Origin of the sequence: Pseudomonas guangdongensis (assembly GCF_900105885.1) — a bacterium.
GTDB lineage: Bacteria > Pseudomonadota > Gammaproteobacteria > Pseudomonadales > Pseudomonadaceae > Geopseudomonas > Geopseudomonas guangdongensis.
In genome coordinates, this window is sequence record NZ_LT629780.1 from 440,814 (window position 1) to 461,287 (window position 20,474).

The window sequence follows — 20,474 nt, forward strand, 5'->3', positions numbered from 1 at the left end:
AGCCCATATCAGTGGCGCAGATGGCGCAGGCGCAGGCCCAGTCCGCACATCGCCACGACGTAGACGGCGATGCCGCCACCGACCAGCAGCCCCAGCTCCATGGCGCGACGCTGCCAGCCCCAGGCGAACCACTCGGCGGACGGCGCATTCAGCCACCAGACCAAGGCCACCATGGCCGCGCAACCGCCCAGCAGGCGCAGCAGGAACAGCCACCAGCCCGGCGCCGGGCGGTATACGCCGCTCTTGTACAGCCCCCAGAGCAGCAGGCCGGTGTTGAGCATCGACGACAGCGAAGTGGCCAGCGCCAGTCCGACGTGCTGCAGCGGCCAGATCAGGATCAGGTTGAGCACCATGTTGGCCACCATGCACTGCACGGCGATGCGCACCGGGGTCTTCAGGTCCTGACGAGCGAAGAAGCCCGGCGCCAGCACCTTGATCAGCATGAAGGTCAGCACGCCCAGCGAATAGGCCTCCAGCGCGCCGGCCGCCTGCTCCACGTCGCGCTCGGTCATCTTGCCGTAATGGAACAGGCTGGCGATTAGCGGCTCGGAAAGGATCGCCAGGGCCAGCGCCGCCGGCACGCCGACCAGCAGCACCATGCGCAGCGCCCAGTCGATGGTCGCCGAGAAGGCCTTGGGGTCGCCGCCGGCATGCTGGCGCGACAGGCTGGGCAGGATCACCGTGCCGATGGCGATGCCGAAGGCACCCAGCGGCAACTCCGACAGGCGGTCGGCGTAATACAGCCAGGACACGCTGCCGGTCTGCAGGAAGGACGCCAGCACGGTATCCAGCAGCAGGTTGACCTGGCTGACCGACACGCCGAACAGCGCCGGCACCATCAGCATCATGATCCGCCTGACCCCTTCGTCGCCGCGACTCGGCCGCGGAATCGGCAACAGGCGGATACGCGCCAGGAACGGCAACTGGAACAGCAACTGGGCCAGCCCGGCGACGAACACGCCCCAGGCCAGCGCCATGATCGGCTGATCGAAATACGGCGTGAGCAGCACCGCCGAGCCGATCATGCAGACGTTCAGCAGCACCGGGGTGAAGGCCGGCACGGCGAAACGCCCATAGCTGTTGAGGATGCCGCCGCAGAAGGCGGTCAGCGAGATCAGCAGCAGATACGGAAAGGTGATGCGCAGCAGGTCGCCGGCCAGGGCCAGCTTTCCCGGATCGTCGCGAAAGCCCGGCGCGAACAGCATCACCAGATAGGGCGAGGCCACCACTCCCAGCGCCGTCAGGGCCGTCAGCACCAGCCCGAGACGGCCGGCCACCCGATCGACCAGCTGCTTGACCTCCGCCAGACTGCGCTGGGCGCGATACTCCGAAAGCACCGGGACGAACGCCTGCGCGAAGGCTCCCTCGGCGAATAGCCGGCGCAGGAAATTGGGGATCTTGAAGGCGATGAAAAAGGCATCGGCGGCCGGACTGGAACCGAAATAGGCCGCCACCACCATGTCGCGCACCATGCCCAGCACCCTCGACAGCAGGGTCATCACGCTGACCACGGCACTGGATCGCAACAAACCGCCTTTGCTCGACTCGCCAGACATGCTTTAATTCCCACCCCTGCAAAGGTGGGCGAGTTTAAGCCAGTGCCAGCCCGTCCGACCAGCGACCCGTAGCCGCCATCGGTGCTTGACAACCCAGTCGAGCATCGGCATGATTCGCGGCCTTATTATTTGGTATCCCCAGTTTTCGAGGAGCTCGACGGTGGCCAACTCCCCCTCCGCCAAAAAACGCGCCAAACAGGCTGAGAAGCGCCGCAGCCACAACGCAAGCCTGCGCTCGATGGTGCGTACCTACATCAAGAACGTAGTTAAGGCTATCGACGCCAAAGATCTGGCCAAAGCCCAGACCGCCTACACCCTGGCTGTACCGGTGATCGACCGTATGGCCGACAAGGGCATCATCCACAAGAACAAAGCTGCTCGTCACAAGAGCCGCCTGAACGGCCACATCAAGGCCCTCGCCCAGGCATAAGCTTCTGTTCCAACAAAAAACCGGCTTAGGCCGGTTTTTTGTTGCCCGCAGGAAAGCCTCAGACAGCAGCGACCGACGGCGGAGCCGACCTGTGGATAAAGCCTTGGCCTGCGGAAGCCTTTGGCGTACACTCCGCCCAGACCTTGCAAGTGCGATACCCTGGGGCCGATTAGGATTCGACGCCGGTAACAAAGCTTGAGGGGCATGCCGAGTTGGTAACAGAACTCGTAAATCCACTGTTGCAAACTTATAGTTGCCAACGACGACAACTACGCTCTAGCCGCCTAAGGGCGCTAGCTGACCCTAGGGGATGCCTGTAAACCCGAAGATTTGGTCAGTCATATAGAACAGGATCGCCGCCAAGTTCGCTGTAGACGTAACGGCTAAAACTCATACAGCTCGCCCAAAGCACCCTGCCCGTCGGGCGGCAATGGGTTAACTCAATAGACCGGGATAAGCATGTAGAACCGATAGTGGAGAGCTGGCGGACGGGGGTTCAAATCCCCCCGGCTCCACCAAATGTACGAAACCAAACCCCTGATTTTCCTAGAATCTCAGGGGTTTTGTGTTTCTGGGAGCCTACTCCGCCAATACGCTGTCGAGGCCGGACCTCGGGCAAGACGCTCTACCCCGCGCACTGCCGCCCCCGCCTGCCCGACCGAGCAGCCCAGCCGCCGAGGAGCCGCCCATCGCGATGAACACCACAGCACCGACCGACGGCCTGCCTGCGAGCGCCCTGCTGACCCTGCTGGACAGCCTGGGCGAAGAGCAGTTCCTCGCCCAGCTGCTCGACTGGATGCACGCCGCACTGGGCGCCGACCAGTGCATGCTGTTCTTCTGCGCCGAGGACAAGCGCGTCTCCACCCTGCTGTACAAGGACTTCGCACAGGACGAGTCGGCCCGCGCCCTGGCCCACTCCTACATCAGCGAGCGGCGCTACATGCAGGACCCCAACTTCGCCCTGCTCAAGACCTGCCCGCCGGGCGAGCTGCATGTGCTGCACCTGGATCACCTCAGCACCGGGATGGGCCCCAGCTACCGGCGGCGCTTCTTCGACGAGCCCGGCTTCAAAGACAAGCTGTCGATCATCCGCGGACACGAGGCGGGCAACTACTACCTCAACCTGTACCGCCGCACCGGCAGCTTTGGCGAGGTGCTCGGCCAGGCCGACGACGAGCAGCGCATCGCCCGCCTGCTCGGCAGCCTGCTGGTCAAGCACTACCTGCTCAACCGCAAGATGCTCGCCCAGGGGCCGCTGGCGTTCCTCTCGCAGCGCGAGCAACAGGTCTGCCAGGCAGTACTGCAGGGCAAGAAGAGCGAGCTGATCGCCGACGAACTCAGCGTTTCCCTGCACAGTGTCGCCACCTACCGCAAGCGTGCCTACGAGAAGCTGGGCATTTCCAGTCGCGCCCAACTGTTCGCCCTGTGCCAGTGAGCTGTCCCTTTTTTCAGGGGACAGGACCGGTCAGCCGCATCCCTTAACCTGCGCTCCTCAGCCGTAGTCACACCTACGATAAGAATCGAGAGAGCCTGTCCATGAAACCCGAAAGCCACATCAAAGAAGCCGGCCGCCCGTTCAATGGCGAGGAGTTCCTTGCCAGCCTGCGCGACGGCCGCGAGGTCTACTACGCCGGCGAGCGCGTCGAGGACGTCGCCACCCACCCGGCGTTCCGCAACTCGGCCCGCACCGTGGCCGCGCTCTACGACGCCCTGCACGCTCCGGAAACCAAGGACAAGCTGTGCTGGGCGACCGACACCGGCAACGGCGGCTACACCCACAAGTTCTTCCGCTACGCCCGCTCGCCGCAGGAACTGCTGGAGCAGCGCGACGCCATCGCCGAGTGGGCGCGCATGAGCTACGGCTGGATGGGCCGCACCGCCGACTACAAGGCCGCCTTCGGCGACGTGCTCGGCGCCAACCCGGAGTTCTACGGCAAGTTCGAGGGCAACGCGAAGATCTGGTACAAGCGCATCCAGGAAAACTGCCTGTACCTCAACCACGCCATCGTCAACCCGCCGATCGACCGCAACAAACCGAGCGACGAGGTCAAGGACGTCTACGTCCACGTCACCCGCGAGACCGACGAGGGCATCTACGTCAACGGCGCCAAGGTGGTGGCCACCAACTCCGCGCTAACCCACTACAACTTCATCGGCCAGACCGCCGTGCAGGACATCGGCGACGATCCCGACTTCGCCCTGCTGTTCATCACCCCGATGAACGCCAAGGGGGTCAAGCTGATCTCCCGCGTGTCCTACGAGAAGAACGCCAGCGACAGCGCCTCGCCGTTCGACTACCCGCTGTCCTCGCGCTTCGACGAGAACGACGCGATCCTGATCCTGGAAGACGTGTTCATCCCGTGGGAAGACGTGCTGATCTACAAGGACAAGCAGAAGCTGATGCAGTGGGGCTTCGAGGCCGGCTTCGGCCGCCTGTACCCGCTGCAGGCCTGCACCCGCTTCGCAGTCAAACTGGACTTCCTCGCCGGCCTGCTGGAACAGGCGTTGGAATGCACCGGCGCGGTGGAGTTCCGCGGTGTGGCCGCCGAGCTGGGCGAAGTGGTCGCCTGGCGCAACCTGTTCTGGTCGATCTCCGAGCACATGTGCCTGGCCGCCCAGGAGTGGAAGAGCGGCGCCTACCTGCCGCCGACCGAGTCGGCGTTCAACTACCGCGCCTTCGCGCCGATGGCCTATGACAAGATCTTCCACATCGTCAAGACCACCGCGGCCAGCGGCCTGATCTACCTGCCGGGCAGCAACGTCGACCTGCAGAATCCAGAGCTGAACGCTGCCCTGGCCCGCTACTGCCGCGGCTCGGGCGACATCCAGCACACCGACCGGATCAAGATCATGAAGCTCTTGTGGGACGCCATCGGCACCGAGTTCGGCGGTCGCCACCACCTCTACGAGCTGAACTACGCCGGCACCGCCGACGCCATCCGCATCCAGTGCCTGGGCAGCGCCCGCGCCAGCGGCGAGATGAAGAAGATGCGCGCGCTGTCGCAACAGTGCATGAGCGAGTACGACGTCGACGGCTGGACCATCCCCGGCCTGCAGTAAGCCGCCAGGCAAGACCACGGGGGCCGCCGAAGAGATCCGCCGGCCCCCGTGGCGTTTCCGCCCTCGGCTCGCGCGGACGCTCAGTCCCGCGCGCGACTGAACACGTAGTCGTGCTCGCGCTCCGGCTCGTGGCAGGCGAAGCAGGCGGTCGCCGCATCGCCTGCCACCGCGCGCCGCTGGCGGTCGCCGCCGGCGAAGCCCTCGAAGCCCCAGCCGCCGGTCGCGGCGAAGCGCTGGCTGTCCTTGTGCATCACTCCGACCACCTTGCGCGCGCCCTCGACCACCGCGGCGTCGCTGCGCTTGGCCTCCAGCAGATCGAAGACGATCACCGCGCCGTCGGCGAAGCGCCCGTTGCGGTAGCCCTCCAGGGCGGTGTCGTTGGCATAGATATGGTGAATGCCGCCGAAGGCCGCATGCAGCGGATGCCCCTCCTCGATCAGCATGCTCTTGACGTGACGCCAGTCGCGGTAGCCTTCGGGATAGGCCACCTCGGGTTCGGCGGCGATGCCCGCGGTCGCGACGCACAGGGCCCCGAGGGCCAGCAGCAGGGGTTTCATGGCACGCACCTCTCGACGGAATGCAGGAAGACTCCGCACAGGGGGCACGCCCGCAGCGCACATCGCCCTGCACCGAGCCGGTGCCTTGAAGCGTAGAGGCGCGACCTGCCCCGTCAAGGCCGCCCGGGCGGTGCGCCCTTGATGCCCTCTGCCCTGGCGCCGATAATGCCGGGTTTTCACGCAGCGCCCGGCTCAAGAGCACACCGATGAAAGACAGCATTCGTCACCTGATCCAGCAAGCCCTCACCCGCCTGACCGCCGAGGGGGTGCTGCCCGAGGGGCTGACTCCGGCGATCCAGGTGGAAAACACCAAGGACAAGAGCCACGGCGACTTCGCCAGCAACATCGCCCTGATGCTGGCCAAGCCGGCCGGGCTCAAGCCGCGCGAGCTGGCCGAGAAGCTGATCGCCGCGCTGCCCGCCGACCCGGCGGTAAGCAAGGTGGAGATCGCCGGCCCCGGCTTCCTCAACTTCTTCCAGAACCGCGATGCCCTGGCCCAGCGCCTGGAGGCCGCCCTGGCCGATCCGCACCTGGCGGTGCGCAAGGCCGGCGCCGCCCAGCGCGTGGTGGTCGACCTGTCCTCGCCGAACCTGGCCAAGGAAATGCACGTCGGCCACCTGCGCTCGACCATCATCGGCGACGCCGTGGCCCGCGCGCTGGAGTTCCTCGGCGATACGGTGATCCGCCAGAACCACGTCGGCGACTGGGGCACCCAGTTCGGCATGCTGCTGGCCTACCTGCAGGACCAGCCGGTCGAGTGCGAGACCGACCTCGGCGATCTGGAGCAGTTCTACCGCGCGGCGAAGAAGCGCTTCGACGAATCGGCCGGCTTCGCCGACCGCGCCCGCGGCCTGGTGGTCAAGCTGCAGGCCGGCGACCCCGAGTGCCTGCGCCTGTGGCAGCGCTTCAACGAGATCTCCCTGGCCCACTGCCAGAAGGTCTACGACCGCCTGGGCGTCAAGCTCGGCCCGGCTGACGTTCGCGGCGAGAGCGCCTACAACGCCGACCTGGCGCAGATCGTCGCCGACCTCGAAGCCCGCGGCCTGCTCAGCGAGAGCGACGGCGCGCAGTGCGTGTTCATGGACGAGTACCAGAACGCCGAGGGCAAGCCGCTGCCGGTGATCGTGCAGAAGGCCGACGGTGGCTACCTGTACGCCACCACCGACCTGGCGGCGATGCGCTACCGCAGCCAGACCCTCAAGGCCGACCGGGTGCTGTACTTCGTCGACCAGCGCCAGGCCCTGCACTTCCAGATGGCCTTCGAGGTGGCGCGCCGCGCCGGCTTCGTCCACGAGGGCATGGATCTGGAGCACATGGGCTTCGGCACCATGAACGGCGCCGACGGTCGGCCGTTCAAGACCCGCGACGGCGGCACCGTCAAGCTGATCGACCTGCTCGACGAGGCCGAGCTGCGCGCCTACGCCCTGGTCAAGGGCAAGAACCCGGAGCTGGACGAGGCCGAGCTGCGCCGCATCGCCCGCGCCGTGGGCATCGGCGCGGTCAAGTACGCCGACCTGTCCAAGCACCGCACCAGCGACTACAGCTTCAACTTCGAGCTGATGCTCAGCTTCGAGGGCAACACCGCGCCCTACCTGCTGTACGCCTACACCCGCGTGGCGAGCATCTTCCGCAAGCTCGGCAAGGAGATCGCCGAGATCGGCGGGCAGATCGACCTGCAGGCCGAACAGGAGCAGGCGCTGGCCGCCAAGCTCGCCCAGTTCGCCGAGGTGGTCAACGCCGTGGCCGCCAAGGGCACGCCCCATGTGCTGTGCAGCTACCTGTACGAGCTGGCCGGACTGTTCTCCAGCTTCTACGAGCACTGCCCGATCCTCGCCGCCGAGGACGAGGCCGTGCAGCACAGCCGCCTGCGCCTCGCCGCGCTGACCGGCCGCACCCTCAAGCAGGGCCTCGAACTGCTCGGCCTGGACACCCTGGAGCGCATGTAAGCGATGGCCGCCCGCAAGCAGAAACCGCGTCCGCGCGGCGCCAGCCGCACCAGCCCGGCGGCCGAACGGCGCCGGCTGCCGGGCTGGGCGTGGCTGGGCGTCGGCCTGGTGGCCGGCGGCTTCATCGCCTTCCTGGCCCAGCTGGAGCCGGGCCGCGACGAGGTCAAGCGCCCGCCGGCCAGCGCCGCCCGGCCGGCGGCGCCGACCCCGCCGCCGGAGCCAGCCAAGCCCAAGTACGAGTTCTACAACCTGCTGCAGGAGTCGCAGGTCTCCAACCCGCCGGCCAGCCAGAGCACCCCGGCACCGGCGCAGCCGACGCCGGAACAGGTCAAGGCGGTGGAGGCCGCTCGCGCCCAGGCCCTGCTCGAAGGCCGCACGCCGCCGCCCCCGCTGAGCGCTGCACCGGCGCCAGCACCGGCCCCCGCAGCCCCCGCCGCGCCGCGCCCGGCACCCGCGACGCAAGCTCCGGCTCCGGCTCCGGCCGCCAAGCCTGCCGCAACGGTGGCCGCGCCGAGCGCGCCGGCCGGCCAGCGCTTCGTCATCCAGGCCGGCTCGTTCGGCAGCCGCGAGCAGGCGGAAAGCGCTCGCGCCCGGCTGATCCTGATCGGCCAGGATGCGCGCATCGAGTCCGGCGAAGTCGGCGGCAAGACCTGGCACCGGGTGGTGGTCGGCCCGTTCAGCAGCCGACAGCAAGCCGACAGTGCGCAGCAGCGCCTGAGTGCCAACGGCATCGGCGGCGTGGTGCAGCAACGCCGCTGACGCCACGCCCACCGGCGGCGTCCGCCGACGCCGCCGGTGCGCTCTTGCCCGTCCGGCACCCCGACCAAGGTCGAGCGCGCCGGCGAGTTGAAAAGCCCTGCAGCGCCCCCATATCCCCTGCATCCCGGACGCTCGCGTCCAGCAGCAGGAGATCGCTCCCTTGACCACCATCGTTTCAGTCCGCCGCAACGGCAAAGTCGTCATGGGCGGCGACGGCCAGGTATCGCTCGGCAACACCGTGATGAAAGGCAACGCCAAGAAGGTCCGCCGCCTGTACCACGGTCAGGTGCTGGCCGGCTTCGCCGGCGCCACCGCCGACGCCTTCACCCTGTTCGAGCGCTTCGAGGGGCAGCTGGAAAAACATCAGGGCCACCTGATCCGCGCCGCCGTCGAACTGGCCAAGGACTGGCGCACCGATCGCAGCCTGAGCCGCCTGGAGGCCATGCTGGCGGTGGCCAACAAGGACGCCTCGCTGATCATCACCGGCAACGGCGACGTGGTGGAGCCCGAGCACGGCCTGATCGCCATGGGCTCCGGCGGCGGCTTCGCCCAGGCCGCGGCGCTGGCGCTGCTGCAGAAGACCGAGCTGTCGGCCCGCGAGATCACCGAAACCGCCCTGAACATCGCCGGCTCGATCTGCGTGTTCACCAACCAGAACCTGACCATCGAGGAGCAGGACTGCGCCCAGGATGCCTGACGCTGCCACCCGCGCCGCCGTCCCCCTGACGCCCTTCCCTGTCCTGCCCGGAGCCATTCCATGTCCATGACGCCCCGCGAGATCGTCCACGAACTCAACCGCCACATCATCGGCCAGGACGACGCCAAGCGCGCCGTCGCCATCGCCCTGCGCAACCGCTGGCGGCGCATGCAGCTGCCCGCCGAGCTGCGCCAGGAAGTCACCCCGAAGAACATCCTGATGATCGGCCCGACCGGCGTCGGCAAGACCGAGATCGCCCGTCGCCTGGCCAAGCTGGCCAATGCGCCGTTCATCAAGGTCGAGGCGACCAAGTTCACCGAAGTCGGCTACGTCGGCCGCGATGTGGAATCCATCGTCCGCGATCTGGCCGACGCCGCGCTGAAAATGCTGCGCGAGCAGGAAGTGCAGAAAATGCGCTACCGCGCCGAGGACGCCGCCGAGGAACGCATCCTCGACGCCCTGCTGCCGCCGGCGCGCACAGGCTTCGGCGACGAGCCGGCGCCGCGCGAGGACTCCAGCACCCGCCAGCTGTTCCGCAAGCGCCTGCGCGAAGGCCAGCTGGACGACAAGGAAATCGACATCGAGGTGGCCGAGGCACCGGCCGGCGTCGAGATCATGACCCCGCCGGGCATGGAGGAGATGACCAGCCAGCTGCAGAACCTGTTCTCCGGTCTATCCAAAGGCAAGCGGAAGACCCGCAAGCTCAAGGTCGCCGATGCGCTGAAGCTGATCCGCGACGAGGAAGCCGCCGCCCTGGTCAACGAGGAAGAGCTCAAGGCCCGCGCCCTGGAAGCGGTCGAGCAGCACGGCATCGTGTTCATCGACGAGATCGACAAGATCGCCAAGCGCGGCAACGTCGGCGGCGCCGACGTGTCCCGCGAGGGCGTGCAGCGCGACCTGCTGCCCTTGATCGAGGGCTGCACGGTCAACACCAAGCTGGGCATGGTTAAGACCGACCACATCCTGTTCATCGCCTCCGGCGCCTTCCACCTGAGCAAGCCCAGCGATCTGGTGCCGGAGCTGCAGGGCCGCCTGCCGATCCGCGTCGAGCTCAAGGCGCTGACCCCGCAGGACTTCGAGCGCATCCTCAGCGAGCCGCACGCCTCGCTGACCGAGCAGTACTGCGCGCTGATGAAGACCGAGGGCCTGGAGATCCAGTTCGCCCAGGACGGCATCCGGCGCCTCGCCGAGATCGCCTGGCAGGTCAACGAGAAGACCGAGAACATCGGCGCGCGCCGCCTGCACACCCTGCTCGAACGGCTGCTCGAGGAAGTCTCCTTCAGCGCCGCCGACCTGGCCGTGGAGCACAGCGAGAAGCCGATCGTCATCGACGCCGCCTACGTCAACGGCCACCTCGGCGAACTGGCCGCGGACGAGGACCTGTCGCGCTATATCCTGTAACCCCGGATGGTGGGCAACGCTGCGCGGTTGCCCACCCTGGCGCTGCCACATCGGGCGTAGGGTGGACAACGCCGCCGGCTTGTCCACCGTTTCGGGAACGCTTTCTTGCGGAGCACCGTCATGCCCATTCCCACCGCCATCCGCCTGCACAAGGCCTCGAAGACCCTCGAACTGCACTACGGCGAGACGCGCTACAGCCTCGGCGCCGAGTTCCTGCGCGTGCATTCGCCCTCGGCCGAGGTCAAGGGCCACGGCAAGCCGATCCTGCAGCACGGCAAGCTCAACGTCGCCCTCACCGGCGTCGAGCCGGCCGGGCAGTACGCCCTCAAGCTGATCTTCGACGACGGCCACGACAGCGGCCTGTACACCTGGGACTACCTCCACGAACTGGCCACCCGCCAGGACGCGCTGTGGGCCGACTACCTCGCCGCGCTGGCCGCCGCCGGCAAGTCGCGCGACCCCGACGAGTCGGCGGTCAGGCTGATGCTGTAGCGGGACGAATTGCCACAGCCCCTGGCAGGCAGCGTCAAGACAAAGCCCGGCATGCCGATTAGAATGGCCGGCACATTTTTTCAGGTGACTGCGACATGAGCGATCCGCGCAAGCCCGACTCCGCCGAGCCGACTACCCACTTCGGTTACCAGAACGTACCGGAGAGCCAGAAGGCGCAGAAGGTCGCCGAGGTGTTCCACTCGGTGGCCGCCAAGTACGACCTGATGAACGACGTGCTGTCCGGCGGCATGCACCGCCTGTGGAAGCGCTTCACCATCGAGCTGTCCGGCGTGCGTCCGGGTAACCGGGTGCTCGACATCGCCGGCGGCACCGGCGACCTGACACGCCAGTTCTCCCGTCTGGTCGGCCCGACCGGCGAGGTGGTGCTGGCCGACATCAACGCCTCGATGCTCCAGGTCGGCCGCGACAAGCTGCTCGACAAGGGCGTGGCCGGCAACGTCCGCTTCGTCCAGGCCGATGCCGAGAAGCTGCCGTTCCCCGACAACCACTTCGACGTGGTGACCATCGCCTTCGGCCTGCGCAACGTCACCCACAAGGAAGACGCCCTGCGCTCCATGCTGCGGGTGCTCAAGCCCGGCGGCCGCCTGCTGGTGCTGGAGTTCTCCAAGCCGGCCAGCGCCCTGCTCGGCAAGGCCTACGACGCCTACTCCTTCGCCTTCATGCCGCTGGCCGGCAAGCTGATCACCAACGATGCGGAAAGCTACCGCTACCTGGCCGAGTCGATCCGCATGCACCCCGACCAGGAAACCCTCAAGGGCATGATGGTCGATGCCGGTTTCGAACTGGTCACCTACCACAACATGACCGGCGGCATCGTCGCCCTGCACCGCGGCATCAAGCCCTGATGCTCGGCGCTGCGCTGCTCGCCGGCGTCGAGGCCGGCCTCAACAAGGTGCTGGCGCTGGACGCCACCGCGCTACCGCGCCTGGCCGCGCTGCAGGGCCGGGTGATCGCCGTCGACTGCACGGCGCCCGCGCTGCGCCTGTTCCTGCTGCCCGGCGCCGATGGCCTGCGCCTGGCCGGGCACTGGGAAGCTCCCGCCGACTGCACCCTGCGCGCCCCGGCTGGCCGTCTGCTCGAACTCGCCGTGCACCGCGACAAGAGCGCCGTGCTGCACGCGCCCGACGTCGAGCTGGACGGCCACAGCGCCTGCCTGCTCGATCTGGCGGCGATCCTCCAGGATCTGGAGCTGGACTGGGAAGGCGCGCTGGCCGAGTGGCTCGGCCCGCTCGGCGCGGTGGCTCTGGCCCGGCCGCTGCAGGGCGCCGGGCAGTGGAGCGGCGATGCCCTCGCCAGCCTGCGCCTGAACCTCGCCGACTGGCTGGCCGAAGAAGCCCGCCTGCTGGCCGGGCGTCAGGAAGCCGAAGCGCGCTTCGCCGAACTGGACGACCTCAAGCTCGCCCTCGACCGCCTCGAGGCGCGCAGCGAGCGCCTTGCCCGCCGCCTGGAAGACCACTGACCGCATGAAGCTGCTCGCCCTGTGCCGCCTGTTCCGCATCCAGCGGGTCGCCGTCCACTACCGGCTCGACGACCTGCTGCTCGACCTGCCACTGCCCTGGTGGCTGCGCAGCCTGCTGCGCGCCCTGCCCTGGCGCTGGCTACCCCGCGCCGACGCCGGGATGTCGCGCGGCGAGCGGCTGCGCCGCAGCCTGGAAGACCTCGGCCCGGTGTTCATCAAGTTCGGCCAGTTGCTGTCGACGCGCCGCGACCTGCTGCCCGCCGACATCGCCGACGAACTGGCGCACCTGCAGGACAAGGTGCCGCCGTTCCCGCCCGAGCAGGCGGTGGCGCTGATCGAGCAGCAGCTCGGCGCACGTATCGAGCAGGTGTTCAGCCGCTTCGAGCGTCAGCCGCTGGCCAGCGCCTCGGTGGCCCAGGTGCATGCCGCGCAGCTGAGAAGCGGCGAGGACGTAGTGGTCAAGGTGGTGCGGCCGGGCCTGGAGCCGGTGATCAGTCAGGACATGGCCTGGCTGTTCGTGCTGGCCCGTCTGGCCGAGCGGGTGTCCGCCGATGCCCGCCGGCTGCATCCGGTGGAGGTGGTCGGCGACTACGAGAAGACCATCTTCGACGAGCTGGACCTGCTGCGCGAGGCGGCCAACGGCACCCAGCTGCGGCGCAACTTCGACGGCTCCAAGCTGCTCTACGTGCCGCAGGTGTACTGGGACTGGTGCCGGCCCAAGGTGCTGGTGATGGAGCGCATCTACGGCATCCCGGTCACCGACCTGGACGCCCTGCGCGACCAGGGCACCGACATGAAGAAGCTGGCCGAGCGCGGCGTGGAGATCTTCTTCACCCAGGTGTTCCGCGACAGTTTCTTCCACGCCGACATGCACCCCGGCAACATCTTCGTCAGCACCCGCACACCGCACGACCCGCAGTACATCGGCATCGACTGCGGGATCATCGGCAGCCTCACCGCCGAGGACCAGGACTACCTGGCGCGCAACCTGCTGGCCTTCTTCAAGCGCGACTACCGCAAGGTGGCGCAGCTGCACATCGACTCCGGCTGGGTGCCGGCCGACACCCCGGTCAACGACTTCGAAGCGGCGATCCGAACCGTCTGCGAGCCGATCTTCGAGAAACCGCTGAAGGACATCTCCTTCGGCCAGGTGCTGCTGCGCCTGTTCCAGACCGCGCGGCGCTTCAACATGGAAGTGCAACCGCAGCTGGTGCTGCTGCAGAAGACCCTGCTCAACATCGAGGGCCTCGGCCGCCAGCTGTACCCCGACCTCGACCTGTGGGCGACCGCCAAGCCGTTCCTCGAACGCTGGATGCGCGAGCGCATGAGCCCGCTGCGCCTGCTGCGCAACCTGCAGCAGCAGGCCGAACAGGTGCCGCAGCTGGCGCGCAAGGCCGAGCTGGCGCTGGAGCGCATCGGCCAGGGCGGCCTGCCCGCCGCCGCGCGCGGCGAACGCTGGCCGGTACGTCTGCTCGGCGCCGTGCTGCTGCTCGGCGCCGCCAGCAGCGGTCTGGCCCTGACCCCCGACACCTGGCCGGCCTGGAGCATGCTGGCCGGCGGTCTGTACCTGATCCTGCGTCGATAGCCAGCGCGCCACGCCGCTGGCAAACTGACTCAATTGTGAACCGGCGCCCGGTGCGCCCCGGACAAGCGAACACCCCATGAGCAACTGGCTGGACGAAATTCACTGGAACGCCGACGGGCTGGTCCCGGCGATTGCCCAGGACCACAAGAGCGGGCGCATCCTGATGATGGCCTGGATGAACCGCGAATCCCTGCAGCTGACCGTCGACGAGGGCCGCGCCATCTACTGGTCGCGCTCGCGCGGCAAGCTGTGGCGCAAGGGCGAGGAGTCCGGCCACGTGCAGAAGCTGCACGAACTGCGCCTGGACTGCGATGCCGACGTGATCGTCCTGCAGGTCGAGCAGCTCGGCGGCATCGCCTGCCACACCGGCCGCGAGAGCTGCTTCTACCGCGTCTACCGGGACGGCGCCTGGCAGACCGTCGATGCGGTGATCAAGGACCCGCACGCCATCTACGAACACAAGGGCCACAGCCATGAGTGAAGCCATGAGCCACGACACCCTCGCGCGCCTGGCCGCAGTGCTGGAGGCGCGCAAGGGCGCAGCCCCCGACAGCTCCTACGTGGCCAGCCTGTACCACAAGGGCCTGAACAAGATTCTGGAGAAAGTCGGCGAGGAGTCGGTGGAAACCATCCTCGCCGCCAAGGACGCCGCCGTGAGCGGCGACTGCAGCGACCTGATCTACGAGACCGCCGACCTGTGGTTCCACTCCCTGGTCATGCTCGCCGCCCTCGGCCAGCACCCGCAGGCGGTCCTCGACGAGCTGGACCGCCGCTTCGGCCTCTCCGGGCACGCCGAAAAGGCCGCCCGTTCGCAATCCTGATTTCAACCTACTCGGAGATTCCATCATGGGATTCGGCGGCATCAGCATCTGGCAACTCCTGATCATCCTGCTCATCGTGGTCATGCTGTTCGGCACCAAGCGCCTCAAGTCGCTCGGCTCGGACGTCGGCGAAGCGATCAAGAGCTTCCGCAAGTCGGTGAACACCGAAGAAGAGGCCGGCAAGCCGCAGGTGGAGGAGCCCAAGGGCACCACCATCCAGGGCGAAGTGCGCAAGGTCGACGAGCCGGCGAAGAAGAACTGACGCACCCTGGTGCCGGAGCGTGGCTGAATCATGTTCGACGTAGGCTTTAGCGAACTGCTGCTGGTCGCCCTGGTGGCCCTGCTGGTGCTCGGCCCCGAGCGCCTGCCGGGCGCGGCGCGCACCGCCGGCCTGTGGATCGGTCGGATCAGGCGCAGCTTCGCGGCGATCAAGACCGAGGTCGAGCGCGAGATCGGCGCCGACGAGATCCGCCGCCAGCTGCACAACGAAAACATCCTGGCCATGGAACGCCAGCAACAGCAGGCCAGCGCGACGGACACCAAGGTGCCGCCCGCAGCCCCGCTGCCGGGCGAGGCGCCGGCCACGCCGAGCGGCCCCACCGAGGCGCAGGTCAACGCACCGATCGCCGCGCACAGCCGCCTGGCCTCGCTGCCCGGCCATTCGTCCGCCCCGCCGCTCGCGGAAGCCGCCAGCCACGACGCCAGCATCCCCTCCGCCGGCACGGTCGCCCGCACGGACGCCGCGCCGGCCGCCACCGAGCCTCCACGCAGCACATGACCAGCCAGACCCCGCCCTCCGACCAGGAAATGCCCCTGATCGCGCACCTCACCGAACTGCGCAACCGCCTGCTGCGCTGCGTGGTGATCATCCTGCTGATCTTCGCCGGGCTGTTCTACTTCGCCCAGGACATCTACGCGCTGGTCGCCGCGCCGCTGCGCGCCTACCTGCCCGAAGGCGCCACCATGATCGCCACCGGGGTGGCCTCGCCGTTCCTCACCCCGTTCAAGCTGACCCTGATGGTCTCGCTGTTCCTCGCCATCCCGGTGATTCTCCAGCAGATCTGGGGCTTCATCGCCCCCGGCCTGTACCAGCACGAAAAGCGCATCGCCGTGCCGCTGCTGATCTCCAGCATCCTGCTGTTCTACGCCGGCATGGCCTTCGCCTACTTCGTGGTGTTCCCGATCATGTTCGGCTTCTTCGCCAGCGTGACCCCGGAAGGCGTGGCGATGATGACCGACATCGGCCAGTACCTCGATTTCGTGCTGACCCTGTTCTTCGCCTTCGGCGTGGCCTTCGAGATTCCGGTGGCGACCTTCCTGCTGATCTGGGTGGGCATCGTCGACGTCGCCACCCTGCGCAAGAGCCGCCCCTACGTGATCATCGGCTGCTTCGTGGTCGGCATGTTCCTCACCCCGCCGGACGTGTTCTCGCAGACCCTGCTGGCGGTGCCGATGTGGCTGCTGTTCGAGGCCGGCCTGTTCTTCGGCGCCACGGTGCGCAGGCCGCAGACCGAGACGAGCGGGAGCGACGCGGCCGGCACCGCCCTGGCCACCCGCGACGACGACCAGCCGCCGGCGCCGCAGGCATGAACCTGCTGCTGCTCGAAGATGCCGACCTGATCGCCGCGGACCGCGCCCTGCTGCGCGGTCGGCGCCTGAAGCACCTCAACGAGGTGCATCGCGCCCAGGCCGGCGACAGCCTGCGCATCGGCCGCCTCGGCGGCGCGCTGGGCAGCGGGCGGATCCTGCGCCTGGACGGCGAGGCGGCGGAGATCGCCGTGGAACGCCTCGACGAGGCCGCGCCGGCCAAGCTGCCGATCACCCTGCTGCTCGCCCTGCCCCGGCCGAAGATGCTCAAGCGCGTGCTGCAGACCGTGGCCAGCATGGGCGTGCCGCGCCTGGTGCTGCTCAACAGCTACCGGGTGGAAAAGAGCTTCTGGCAGACTCCCTTCCTGCAGCCTGCCGCGATCCGCGAACAACTGATCCTCGGCCTCGAACAGTCCCGCGACACCCACCTGCCCGAAGTGAGCATCGAGCAGCGCTTCAAGCCCTTCGTCGAGGACCGCCTGCCGCAACTGGCCAGCGGCACCCTCGGCCTGGTCGGCCACCCCGGCGACTACCCGGCCTGCCCGCGCGCCGTCGATGCGCCGGTGACCCTGGCCATCGGCCCGGAAGGCGGCTGGATTCCCTACGAGGTGGACAAGCTGCGCGAGGCCGGCCTCGCCCCGGTGCAGCTCGGCGAGCGCATCCTGCGCGTGGAAACCGCCGTCACCGCCCTGCTCGCCCGCCTCTACTGAGCCGGCTCCGCTTCGCCCTAACGCCCACGGAGCCCGAAACGACGACGGGGCGACGCATCGCTACGCCGCCCCGTCGTTATCCGGCGGATGCCCGGATCAGTACTGCACGCCCGGCAGCGGACGCAGGTTCACTTCCACGCGACGGTTCTGCTGACGGCCCATCTCGTTGGCGTTGCTGGCCACCGGCATGTCCGGGCCGGCGCCGCGGGTGGTCACCCGCGCCGGGTTGACGCCCTGGGAGATCAGGTAGTTGGCCACGCTCTGCGCACGGCGCTGGGACAGCGCGACGTTGTACTGGTAGCCGCCGGTGCTGTCGGTGTGGCCGACGATCTCGATGCTGTTCTGGTCGAACTGCTTGAAGGAGTTGGCCAGGTTGTTCAACGGGGTATAGAAGTTGCTGGCGATATCCGCCGAGTTGGTGGCGAAGGTGATGTTGCCGGGCATGATCAGCTGGATGTTGTCGCCCTGGCGCTGCACCTCGACGCCGGTGCCCTGCATCTGCTGGCGCAACTGGGCTTCCTGCTTGTCGGCGTAGTAGCCATAGCCGGCGCCGCTGGCGCCGCCGATGGCCGCGCCGATCAGCGCGCCCTTGCCGCGGTTGTCGTGGCTGATCAGGGCCCCGGCCGCGGCACCGGCGAGGGCGCCGAGACCGCCGTACTTGGCGGTCTTGCTCATGCCGGCGGAGTCGCCCTGGGCGCTCTGGTCGTAGGGATTCTGCGCGCAACCGCTCAGCACCGACAGGGCGAGGGCGGACAGGATCAGGCGACGAGACAGTTTCATGGATGGCTCTCCTTGGATGATGGGCCAGGCCTTGCCGGGCAGTTGGTCATTAGAGGCAGCGCGAGGGAATAAATTCCCGCCTGTCTTCACTCTAGGCACGGACGAACGGATTTTCGCGCATTTCCTCGCCCAGCGTGGTGTCCGGGCCATGTCCGGCGACCACCGTGGCCTGCTCGTCGAGACGGTACAGGCGCTGGCGGATCGAACGCTCGATGGCCGAGTAGTCGCCGCCCCACAGGTCGGTGCGGCCGATGCCGCGGCGGAACAGGGTGTCGCCGGCGATCAGCAGCTTGGCGTCCTCGAACCAGAAGCTCATCGAGCCGGGCGTGTGCCCCGGGGTGTGCAGCGCCACGCCGCAGCCGCAGGCCAGCTCCTCGTCGTCCCGCAGGTAGCGGTCCGGGGCCGGCACCGGGGTGTAGGGCACGCCGAACATCCGGCACTGCAGCTCCAGGCTGTCCCACAGGAAACGGTCGGCCTCGTGCAGGTGCAGGGTCGCGCCGGTCTTCTCCTTCATCTGCCCGCTGGCGAGGAAGTGGTCGAGATGAGCATGGGTATGCACGATGCTGACCACCTTGAGGCCGTGCTTGTCCAGGCGCGCCATGATCAGCTCCGGGTCGCCGCCCGGATCGACGACGATGGCCTTTTTCGTCAGCGGGTCGCCGATGATGGTGCAGTTGCACTGCAAGGGACCGACGGGGAAGGTTTCGCGGATCAGCGCGGGTGGGGCGGCGTCCATGGGGAGGCTCCTGCAAGGGTGATGAGGCATTCTCGACCCCGCGCGCGCCAGAGGCAACGCCGCACCCGGCGCGCCGCCCCGCTAGAATGCCCGCTCACCATCAGCGAGGAGTCGCCCATGTACCTGGCCATGAACCGTTTCAAGATCGCCCGCGGTCACGAGGACACCTTCGTCGCCCACTGGCGCCAGCGCGAGAGCTATCTCGACGAGGTGCCGGGATTCGTGCGCTTCAACCTGCTGCGCGGCACCCAGACCGAGGAGTACACCCTGTTCGCCTCCTGCACCGAGTGGGAGTCGGCGGCGGCCTTCGAGGCCTGGACGCACTCCGAGGCGTTCCGCAAGGCCCACGCCAACGCCGGCAAGAGCCCGCGGGAAATCTATCTCGGCCCGCCGCAGCTGGAGCTGTTCGAGGCGGTGCTCTGACACCCCGCCCCGCGCGCCGCAGGCCGGGCCACCGTCGCCAACACGGCGGCCCGGACCGGCCTGCCGTGACAGCTCAGCGTACGCCGGCCTGGCGCAGCGCCGCCGGGGTGAACTCGCCGGCGCTGGCGCTGAAGCCGAACTCGTAGGCCGAGCGCTCCTCGTTCTTCATGCCCAGCGCCAGGTAGCGGCCGTTGAGCAGGTCGTAGAGGGTTTCCACCGCGTACCAGGGCACCTGCTTGTCGTAGTAGTTGATGGCGTGGGCCTCGGCGACGCGCCAGAGGGTGCCGCGGCCGTCGTAGTGGTCGATCAGCGCGGCCTGCCAGCTGTCCTCGTCGATGTAGAAGTCGCGCCTGGCGTAGATGTGCCGCGCGCCGCTCTTCAGGGTCGCGGTGACGTGCCAGACGCGGTGCAGCTCGTAGCGGGTTAGCGCCGGGTTGAGGTGGCCGGGCTTGATCACCTCGGCGTACTTGAGGGTCGGCGCGTCGAGCCGGTGGCTGTTGTAGGGGATGTAGATCTCCTTCTTGCCGACCAGTTGCCAGTCGTAGCGATCCAGCGCGCCGTTGTACATGTCCAGGTTGTCGGAAGTGCGCATGCCGTCGGCGGCGGTGCCGGGGCCGTCGTAGGCGACCTGCGGGGCGCGGCGCACGCGGCGCTGGCCGGCGTTGTAGAGCCAGGCCAGGCGCGGTTCCTTGACCTGGTTGAGGGTCTCGTGGACCAGCAGCACGTTGCCGGCCAGCCGCGCCGGGGCAGTGACCCGCTGGCGGAAGTAGAACAGCACGTTGCCGGGGCGGCTCGGATCGTAGTCGCGCAGGCGGGTGGGGAAGACGAACTCGTCGGTGAAGTGCACCAGGTTGTAGGCGCCGTTGGGCTGCGGAGTGGCCTGGGTGATGTAGCGGCGCACGCTGCCGCCACGGTAGCGGGTCAGGTGGTTCCAGATCACCTCCTCGGCGCTCTGCGGGATCGGGAAGGGGTTGGCGGTCTCGAAGCCCTCCAGGCCGTTGCCGCCGTCCACCAGCCGGGTGCGGGTGGCGTTGCGCGCGGTCGCCGCATAGACCTCGGCGGGCAGGCTGGCGCTGCGCCGGCTCGGGTAGACCGGCATGCGGAAGCTGTCCGGGTAGCGGCGGAACATCGCCAGCTGTCCGGGCGTCAGGTTTTGCCGGTACTGCTCGACGTTCTGCGCGGTGATGGTGAACAGCACGGCGTCGCCGGCATAGGGGTCGCCGAGAAAGCCTCGGGCATCGGCGCGCCCGGCATCGACCGGCAGGCCGCCGTCCCAGGCCGGGATGCTGCCGGCGGCGTTGCCGGCCTTCTCGGCGCCGACCGGGGTCAGGCTGCCGCCGAGCCTGGCCGCCTCCTGGGCCGGGACGGCGGCCAGCGCGTTGCCGGCCAGCAGGGCCAGGGCCAGAACGACGCGCTGCAGCGGGGTCTTGTGCGAAGTCATGCTCGCTCTCCTT

23 protein-coding genes and 1 other RNA gene are annotated in these 20,474 nt (G+C 68.2%); 19 read left to right on the plus strand and 5 right to left on the minus strand.

Annotated elements, in window-relative coordinates; genetic code table 11:
• Nucleotides 1-8: 8 nt before the first annotated feature.
• Nucleotides 9-1,556, minus strand: a complete 1,548-nt coding sequence (gene murJ / locus BLU22_RS02210; protein ID WP_090211785.1) for a murein biosynthesis integral membrane protein MurJ — start codon at nt 1,554-1,556, stop codon at nt 9-11.
• Nucleotides 1,557-1,716: 160 nt separating this feature from the next.
• Between murJ and rpsT the strand changes: the two genes are divergently transcribed.
• The 4 genes from rpsT (at nt 1,717) to BLU22_RS02230 (ending at nt 5,046) form a co-directional block, all read left to right on the plus strand.
• On the plus strand, nt 1,717-1,986 hold the full coding sequence (gene rpsT, locus BLU22_RS02215) for a 30S ribosomal protein S20 (protein WP_090211787.1): 270 nt from the start codon (nt 1,717-1,719) through the stop codon (nt 1,984-1,986).
• Nucleotides 1,987-2,147: 161 nt separating this feature from the next.
• Nucleotides 2,148-2,504: a transfer-messenger RNA gene (gene ssrA / locus BLU22_RS02220) on the plus strand.
• Nucleotides 2,505-2,680: 176 nt separating this feature from the next.
• Complete coding sequence (locus tag BLU22_RS02225) at nt 2,681-3,421, plus strand: helix-turn-helix transcriptional regulator (RefSeq protein WP_090211789.1); 741 nt, start codon at nt 2,681-2,683, stop codon at nt 3,419-3,421.
• A gap of 101 nt (nt 3,422-3,522) precedes the next feature.
• Nucleotides 3,523-5,046 (plus strand): 4-hydroxyphenylacetate 3-hydroxylase N-terminal domain-containing protein, encoded by a 1,524-nt coding sequence (locus BLU22_RS02230; protein WP_090211790.1) that lies wholly within the window; start codon nt 3,523-3,525, stop codon nt 5,044-5,046.
• 80 nt (nt 5,047-5,126) lie between these two features.
• Here the strand turns inward: BLU22_RS02230 and BLU22_RS02235 are convergent, their stop codons facing one another.
• Nucleotides 5,127-5,603 (minus strand): cytochrome P460 family protein, encoded by a 477-nt coding sequence (locus tag BLU22_RS02235; RefSeq protein ID WP_090211792.1) that lies wholly within the window; start codon nt 5,601-5,603, stop codon nt 5,127-5,129.
• Nucleotides 5,604-5,809: 206 nt separating this feature from the next.
• On the opposite strand from BLU22_RS02235, the gene argS reads away from it, so the two are divergent.
• The 14 genes from argS (at nt 5,810) to BLU22_RS02305 (ending at nt 17,081) form a co-directional block, all read left to right on the plus strand.
• Nucleotides 5,810-7,549 (plus strand): arginine--tRNA ligase, encoded by a 1,740-nt coding sequence (gene argS, locus BLU22_RS02240; protein ID WP_090211793.1) that lies wholly within the window; start codon nt 5,810-5,812, stop codon nt 7,547-7,549.
• A 3-nt stretch (nt 7,550-7,552) separates the two neighbouring features.
• Nucleotides 7,553-8,308: an SPOR domain-containing protein gene (locus BLU22_RS02245; protein ID WP_090211795.1), complete on the plus strand. Its 756-nt coding sequence runs from the start codon at nt 7,553-7,555 to the stop codon at nt 8,306-8,308.
• A gap of 160 nt (nt 8,309-8,468) precedes the next feature.
• Entirely contained in the window at nt 8,469-9,005 is a 537-nt protein-coding gene (gene hslV, locus BLU22_RS02250) for an ATP-dependent protease subunit HslV (protein WP_090211796.1), read from the plus strand.
• Nucleotides 9,006-9,065: 60 nt separating this feature from the next.
• Nucleotides 9,066-10,406: an HslU--HslV peptidase ATPase subunit gene (gene hslU, locus BLU22_RS02255; protein ID WP_090211798.1), complete on the plus strand. Its 1,341-nt coding sequence runs from the start codon at nt 9,066-9,068 to the stop codon at nt 10,404-10,406.
• A gap of 120 nt (nt 10,407-10,526) precedes the next feature.
• Entirely contained in the window at nt 10,527-10,898 is a 372-nt protein-coding gene (locus BLU22_RS02260; protein ID WP_090211800.1) for a gamma-butyrobetaine hydroxylase-like domain-containing protein, read from the plus strand.
• Nucleotides 10,899-10,993: 95 nt separating this feature from the next.
• Entirely contained in the window at nt 10,994-11,764 is a 771-nt protein-coding gene (gene ubiE, locus BLU22_RS02265; RefSeq protein ID WP_090211801.1) for a bifunctional demethylmenaquinone methyltransferase/2-methoxy-6-polyprenyl-1,4-benzoquinol methylase UbiE, read from the plus strand.
• Entirely contained in the window at nt 11,764-12,378 is a 615-nt protein-coding gene (locus tag BLU22_RS02270) for a ubiquinone biosynthesis accessory factor UbiJ (protein WP_090211803.1), read from the plus strand. Before ubiE ends, BLU22_RS02270 begins: the two co-directional genes overlap by 1 nt.
• A 4-nt stretch (nt 12,379-12,382) precedes the next feature.
• Nucleotides 12,383-13,963, plus strand: coding sequence for a ubiquinone biosynthesis regulatory protein kinase UbiB (ubiB, locus tag BLU22_RS02275; RefSeq protein ID WP_090211804.1), 1,581 nt, complete (start codon nt 12,383-12,385; stop codon nt 13,961-13,963).
• A gap of 76 nt (nt 13,964-14,039) precedes the next feature.
• The gene (hisI, locus tag BLU22_RS02280) at nt 14,040-14,444 is read left to right on the plus strand and encodes a phosphoribosyl-AMP cyclohydrolase (RefSeq protein WP_090211806.1); all 405 of its coding nucleotides are present in this window, start codon (nt 14,040-14,042) and stop codon (nt 14,442-14,444) included.
• Between the two features lie 4 nt (nt 14,445-14,448).
• The gene (locus tag BLU22_RS02285) at nt 14,449-14,784 is read left to right on the plus strand and encodes a phosphoribosyl-ATP diphosphatase (protein ID WP_090211808.1); all 336 of its coding nucleotides are present in this window, start codon (nt 14,449-14,451) and stop codon (nt 14,782-14,784) included.
• A gap of 25 nt (nt 14,785-14,809) precedes the next feature.
• On the plus strand, nt 14,810-15,046 hold the full coding sequence (gene tatA, locus BLU22_RS02290; RefSeq protein WP_090211809.1) for a twin-arginine translocase TatA/TatE family subunit: 237 nt from the start codon (nt 14,810-14,812) through the stop codon (nt 15,044-15,046).
• Between the two features lie 30 nt (nt 15,047-15,076).
• Nucleotides 15,077-15,562 (plus strand): Sec-independent protein translocase protein TatB, encoded by a 486-nt coding sequence (tatB, locus tag BLU22_RS02295; protein ID WP_090211811.1) that lies wholly within the window; start codon nt 15,077-15,079, stop codon nt 15,560-15,562.
• Nucleotides 15,559-16,374 carry a twin-arginine translocase subunit TatC gene (gene tatC / locus BLU22_RS02300; protein WP_231975257.1) on the plus strand — a complete coding sequence of 272 codons (816 nt, stop codon included), beginning with the start codon at nt 15,559-15,561 and terminating at the stop codon, nt 16,372-16,374. The genes tatB and tatC overlap by 4 nt, the downstream gene beginning before the upstream one ends.
• Nucleotides 16,371-17,081, plus strand: coding sequence for a 16S rRNA (uracil(1498)-N(3))-methyltransferase (locus BLU22_RS02305; protein WP_090211812.1), 711 nt, complete (start codon nt 16,371-16,373; stop codon nt 17,079-17,081). Before tatC ends, BLU22_RS02305 begins: the two co-directional genes overlap by 4 nt.
• A 96-nt stretch (nt 17,082-17,177) precedes the next feature.
• Here BLU22_RS02305 and BLU22_RS02310 read toward each other — a convergent pair whose 3' ends face one another.
• Nucleotides 17,178-17,861, minus strand: coding sequence for an OmpA family protein (locus BLU22_RS02310; RefSeq protein WP_090211814.1), 684 nt, complete (start codon nt 17,859-17,861; stop codon nt 17,178-17,180).
• Nucleotides 17,862-17,952: 91 nt separating this feature from the next.
• Nucleotides 17,953-18,597, minus strand: coding sequence for an MBL fold metallo-hydrolase (locus BLU22_RS02315; RefSeq protein ID WP_090211815.1), 645 nt, complete (start codon nt 18,595-18,597; stop codon nt 17,953-17,955).
• Between the two features lie 117 nt (nt 18,598-18,714).
• Here BLU22_RS02315 and BLU22_RS02320 point away from each other — a divergent pair, with 117 nt between their 5' ends.
• Nucleotides 18,715-19,020: an antibiotic biosynthesis monooxygenase family protein gene (locus BLU22_RS02320; RefSeq protein ID WP_090211816.1), complete on the plus strand. Its 306-nt coding sequence runs from the start codon at nt 18,715-18,717 to the stop codon at nt 19,018-19,020.
• 73 nt (nt 19,021-19,093) lie between these two features.
• Here the strand turns inward: BLU22_RS02320 and BLU22_RS02325 are convergent, their stop codons facing one another.
• The gene (locus tag BLU22_RS02325; protein WP_090211817.1) at nt 19,094-20,461 is read right to left on the minus strand and encodes a DUF1329 domain-containing protein; all 1,368 of its coding nucleotides are present in this window, start codon (nt 20,459-20,461) and stop codon (nt 19,094-19,096) included.
• Between the last annotated feature and the right edge of the window lie 13 nt (nt 20,462-20,474).

Excerpts from the sequence above, each read along its gene's own strand:
- tatC (WP_231975257.1), top strand. The coding sequence starts at position 15,559 with ATGACCAGCCAGACCCCGCCCTCCGACCAGGAAATGCCCCTGATCGCG.
- BLU22_RS02230 (WP_090211790.1), top strand. The coding sequence starts at position 3,523 with ATGAAACCCGAAAGCCACATCAAAGAAGCCGGCCGCCCGTTCAATGGC.
- BLU22_RS02270 (WP_090211803.1), top strand. The coding sequence starts at position 11,764 with ATGCTCGGCGCTGCGCTGCTCGCCGGCGTCGAGGCCGGCCTCAACAAG.
- BLU22_RS02315 (WP_090211815.1), bottom strand. The coding sequence starts at position 18,597 with ATGGACGCCGCCCCACCCGCGCTGATCCGCGAAACCTTCCCCGTCGGT.
- BLU22_RS02325 (WP_090211817.1), bottom strand. The coding sequence starts at position 20,461 with ATGACTTCGCACAAGACCCCGCTGCAGCGCGTCGTTCTGGCCCTGGCC.
- tatA (WP_090211809.1), top strand. The coding sequence starts at position 14,810 with ATGGGATTCGGCGGCATCAGCATCTGGCAACTCCTGATCATCCTGCTC.
- ubiE (WP_090211801.1), top strand. The coding sequence starts at position 10,994 with ATGAGCGATCCGCGCAAGCCCGACTCCGCCGAGCCGACTACCCACTTC.
- BLU22_RS02310 (WP_090211814.1), bottom strand. The coding sequence starts at position 17,861 with ATGAAACTGTCTCGTCGCCTGATCCTGTCCGCCCTCGCCCTGTCGGTG.
- hisI (WP_090211806.1), top strand. The coding sequence starts at position 14,040 with ATGAGCAACTGGCTGGACGAAATTCACTGGAACGCCGACGGGCTGGTC.
- tatB (WP_090211811.1), top strand. The coding sequence starts at position 15,077 with ATGTTCGACGTAGGCTTTAGCGAACTGCTGCTGGTCGCCCTGGTGGCC.
- BLU22_RS02235 (WP_090211792.1), bottom strand. The coding sequence starts at position 5,603 with ATGAAACCCCTGCTGCTGGCCCTCGGGGCCCTGTGCGTCGCGACCGCG.
- BLU22_RS02305 (WP_090211812.1), top strand. The coding sequence starts at position 16,371 with ATGAACCTGCTGCTGCTCGAAGATGCCGACCTGATCGCCGCGGACCGC.
- BLU22_RS02225 (WP_090211789.1), top strand. The coding sequence starts at position 2,681 with ATGAACACCACAGCACCGACCGACGGCCTGCCTGCGAGCGCCCTGCTG.
- ubiB (WP_090211804.1), top strand. The coding sequence starts at position 12,383 with ATGAAGCTGCTCGCCCTGTGCCGCCTGTTCCGCATCCAGCGGGTCGCC.
- murJ (WP_090211785.1), bottom strand. The coding sequence starts at position 1,556 with ATGTCTGGCGAGTCGAGCAAAGGCGGTTTGTTGCGATCCAGTGCCGTG.
- BLU22_RS02285 (WP_090211808.1), top strand. The coding sequence starts at position 14,449 with ATGAGCCACGACACCCTCGCGCGCCTGGCCGCAGTGCTGGAGGCGCGC.
- BLU22_RS02320 (WP_090211816.1), top strand. The coding sequence starts at position 18,715 with ATGTACCTGGCCATGAACCGTTTCAAGATCGCCCGCGGTCACGAGGAC.
- BLU22_RS02245 (WP_090211795.1), top strand. The coding sequence starts at position 7,553 with ATGGCCGCCCGCAAGCAGAAACCGCGTCCGCGCGGCGCCAGCCGCACC.
- hslU (WP_090211798.1), top strand. The coding sequence starts at position 9,066 with ATGTCCATGACGCCCCGCGAGATCGTCCACGAACTCAACCGCCACATC.
- BLU22_RS02260 (WP_090211800.1), top strand. The coding sequence starts at position 10,527 with ATGCCCATTCCCACCGCCATCCGCCTGCACAAGGCCTCGAAGACCCTC.
- argS (WP_090211793.1), top strand. The coding sequence starts at position 5,810 with ATGAAAGACAGCATTCGTCACCTGATCCAGCAAGCCCTCACCCGCCTG.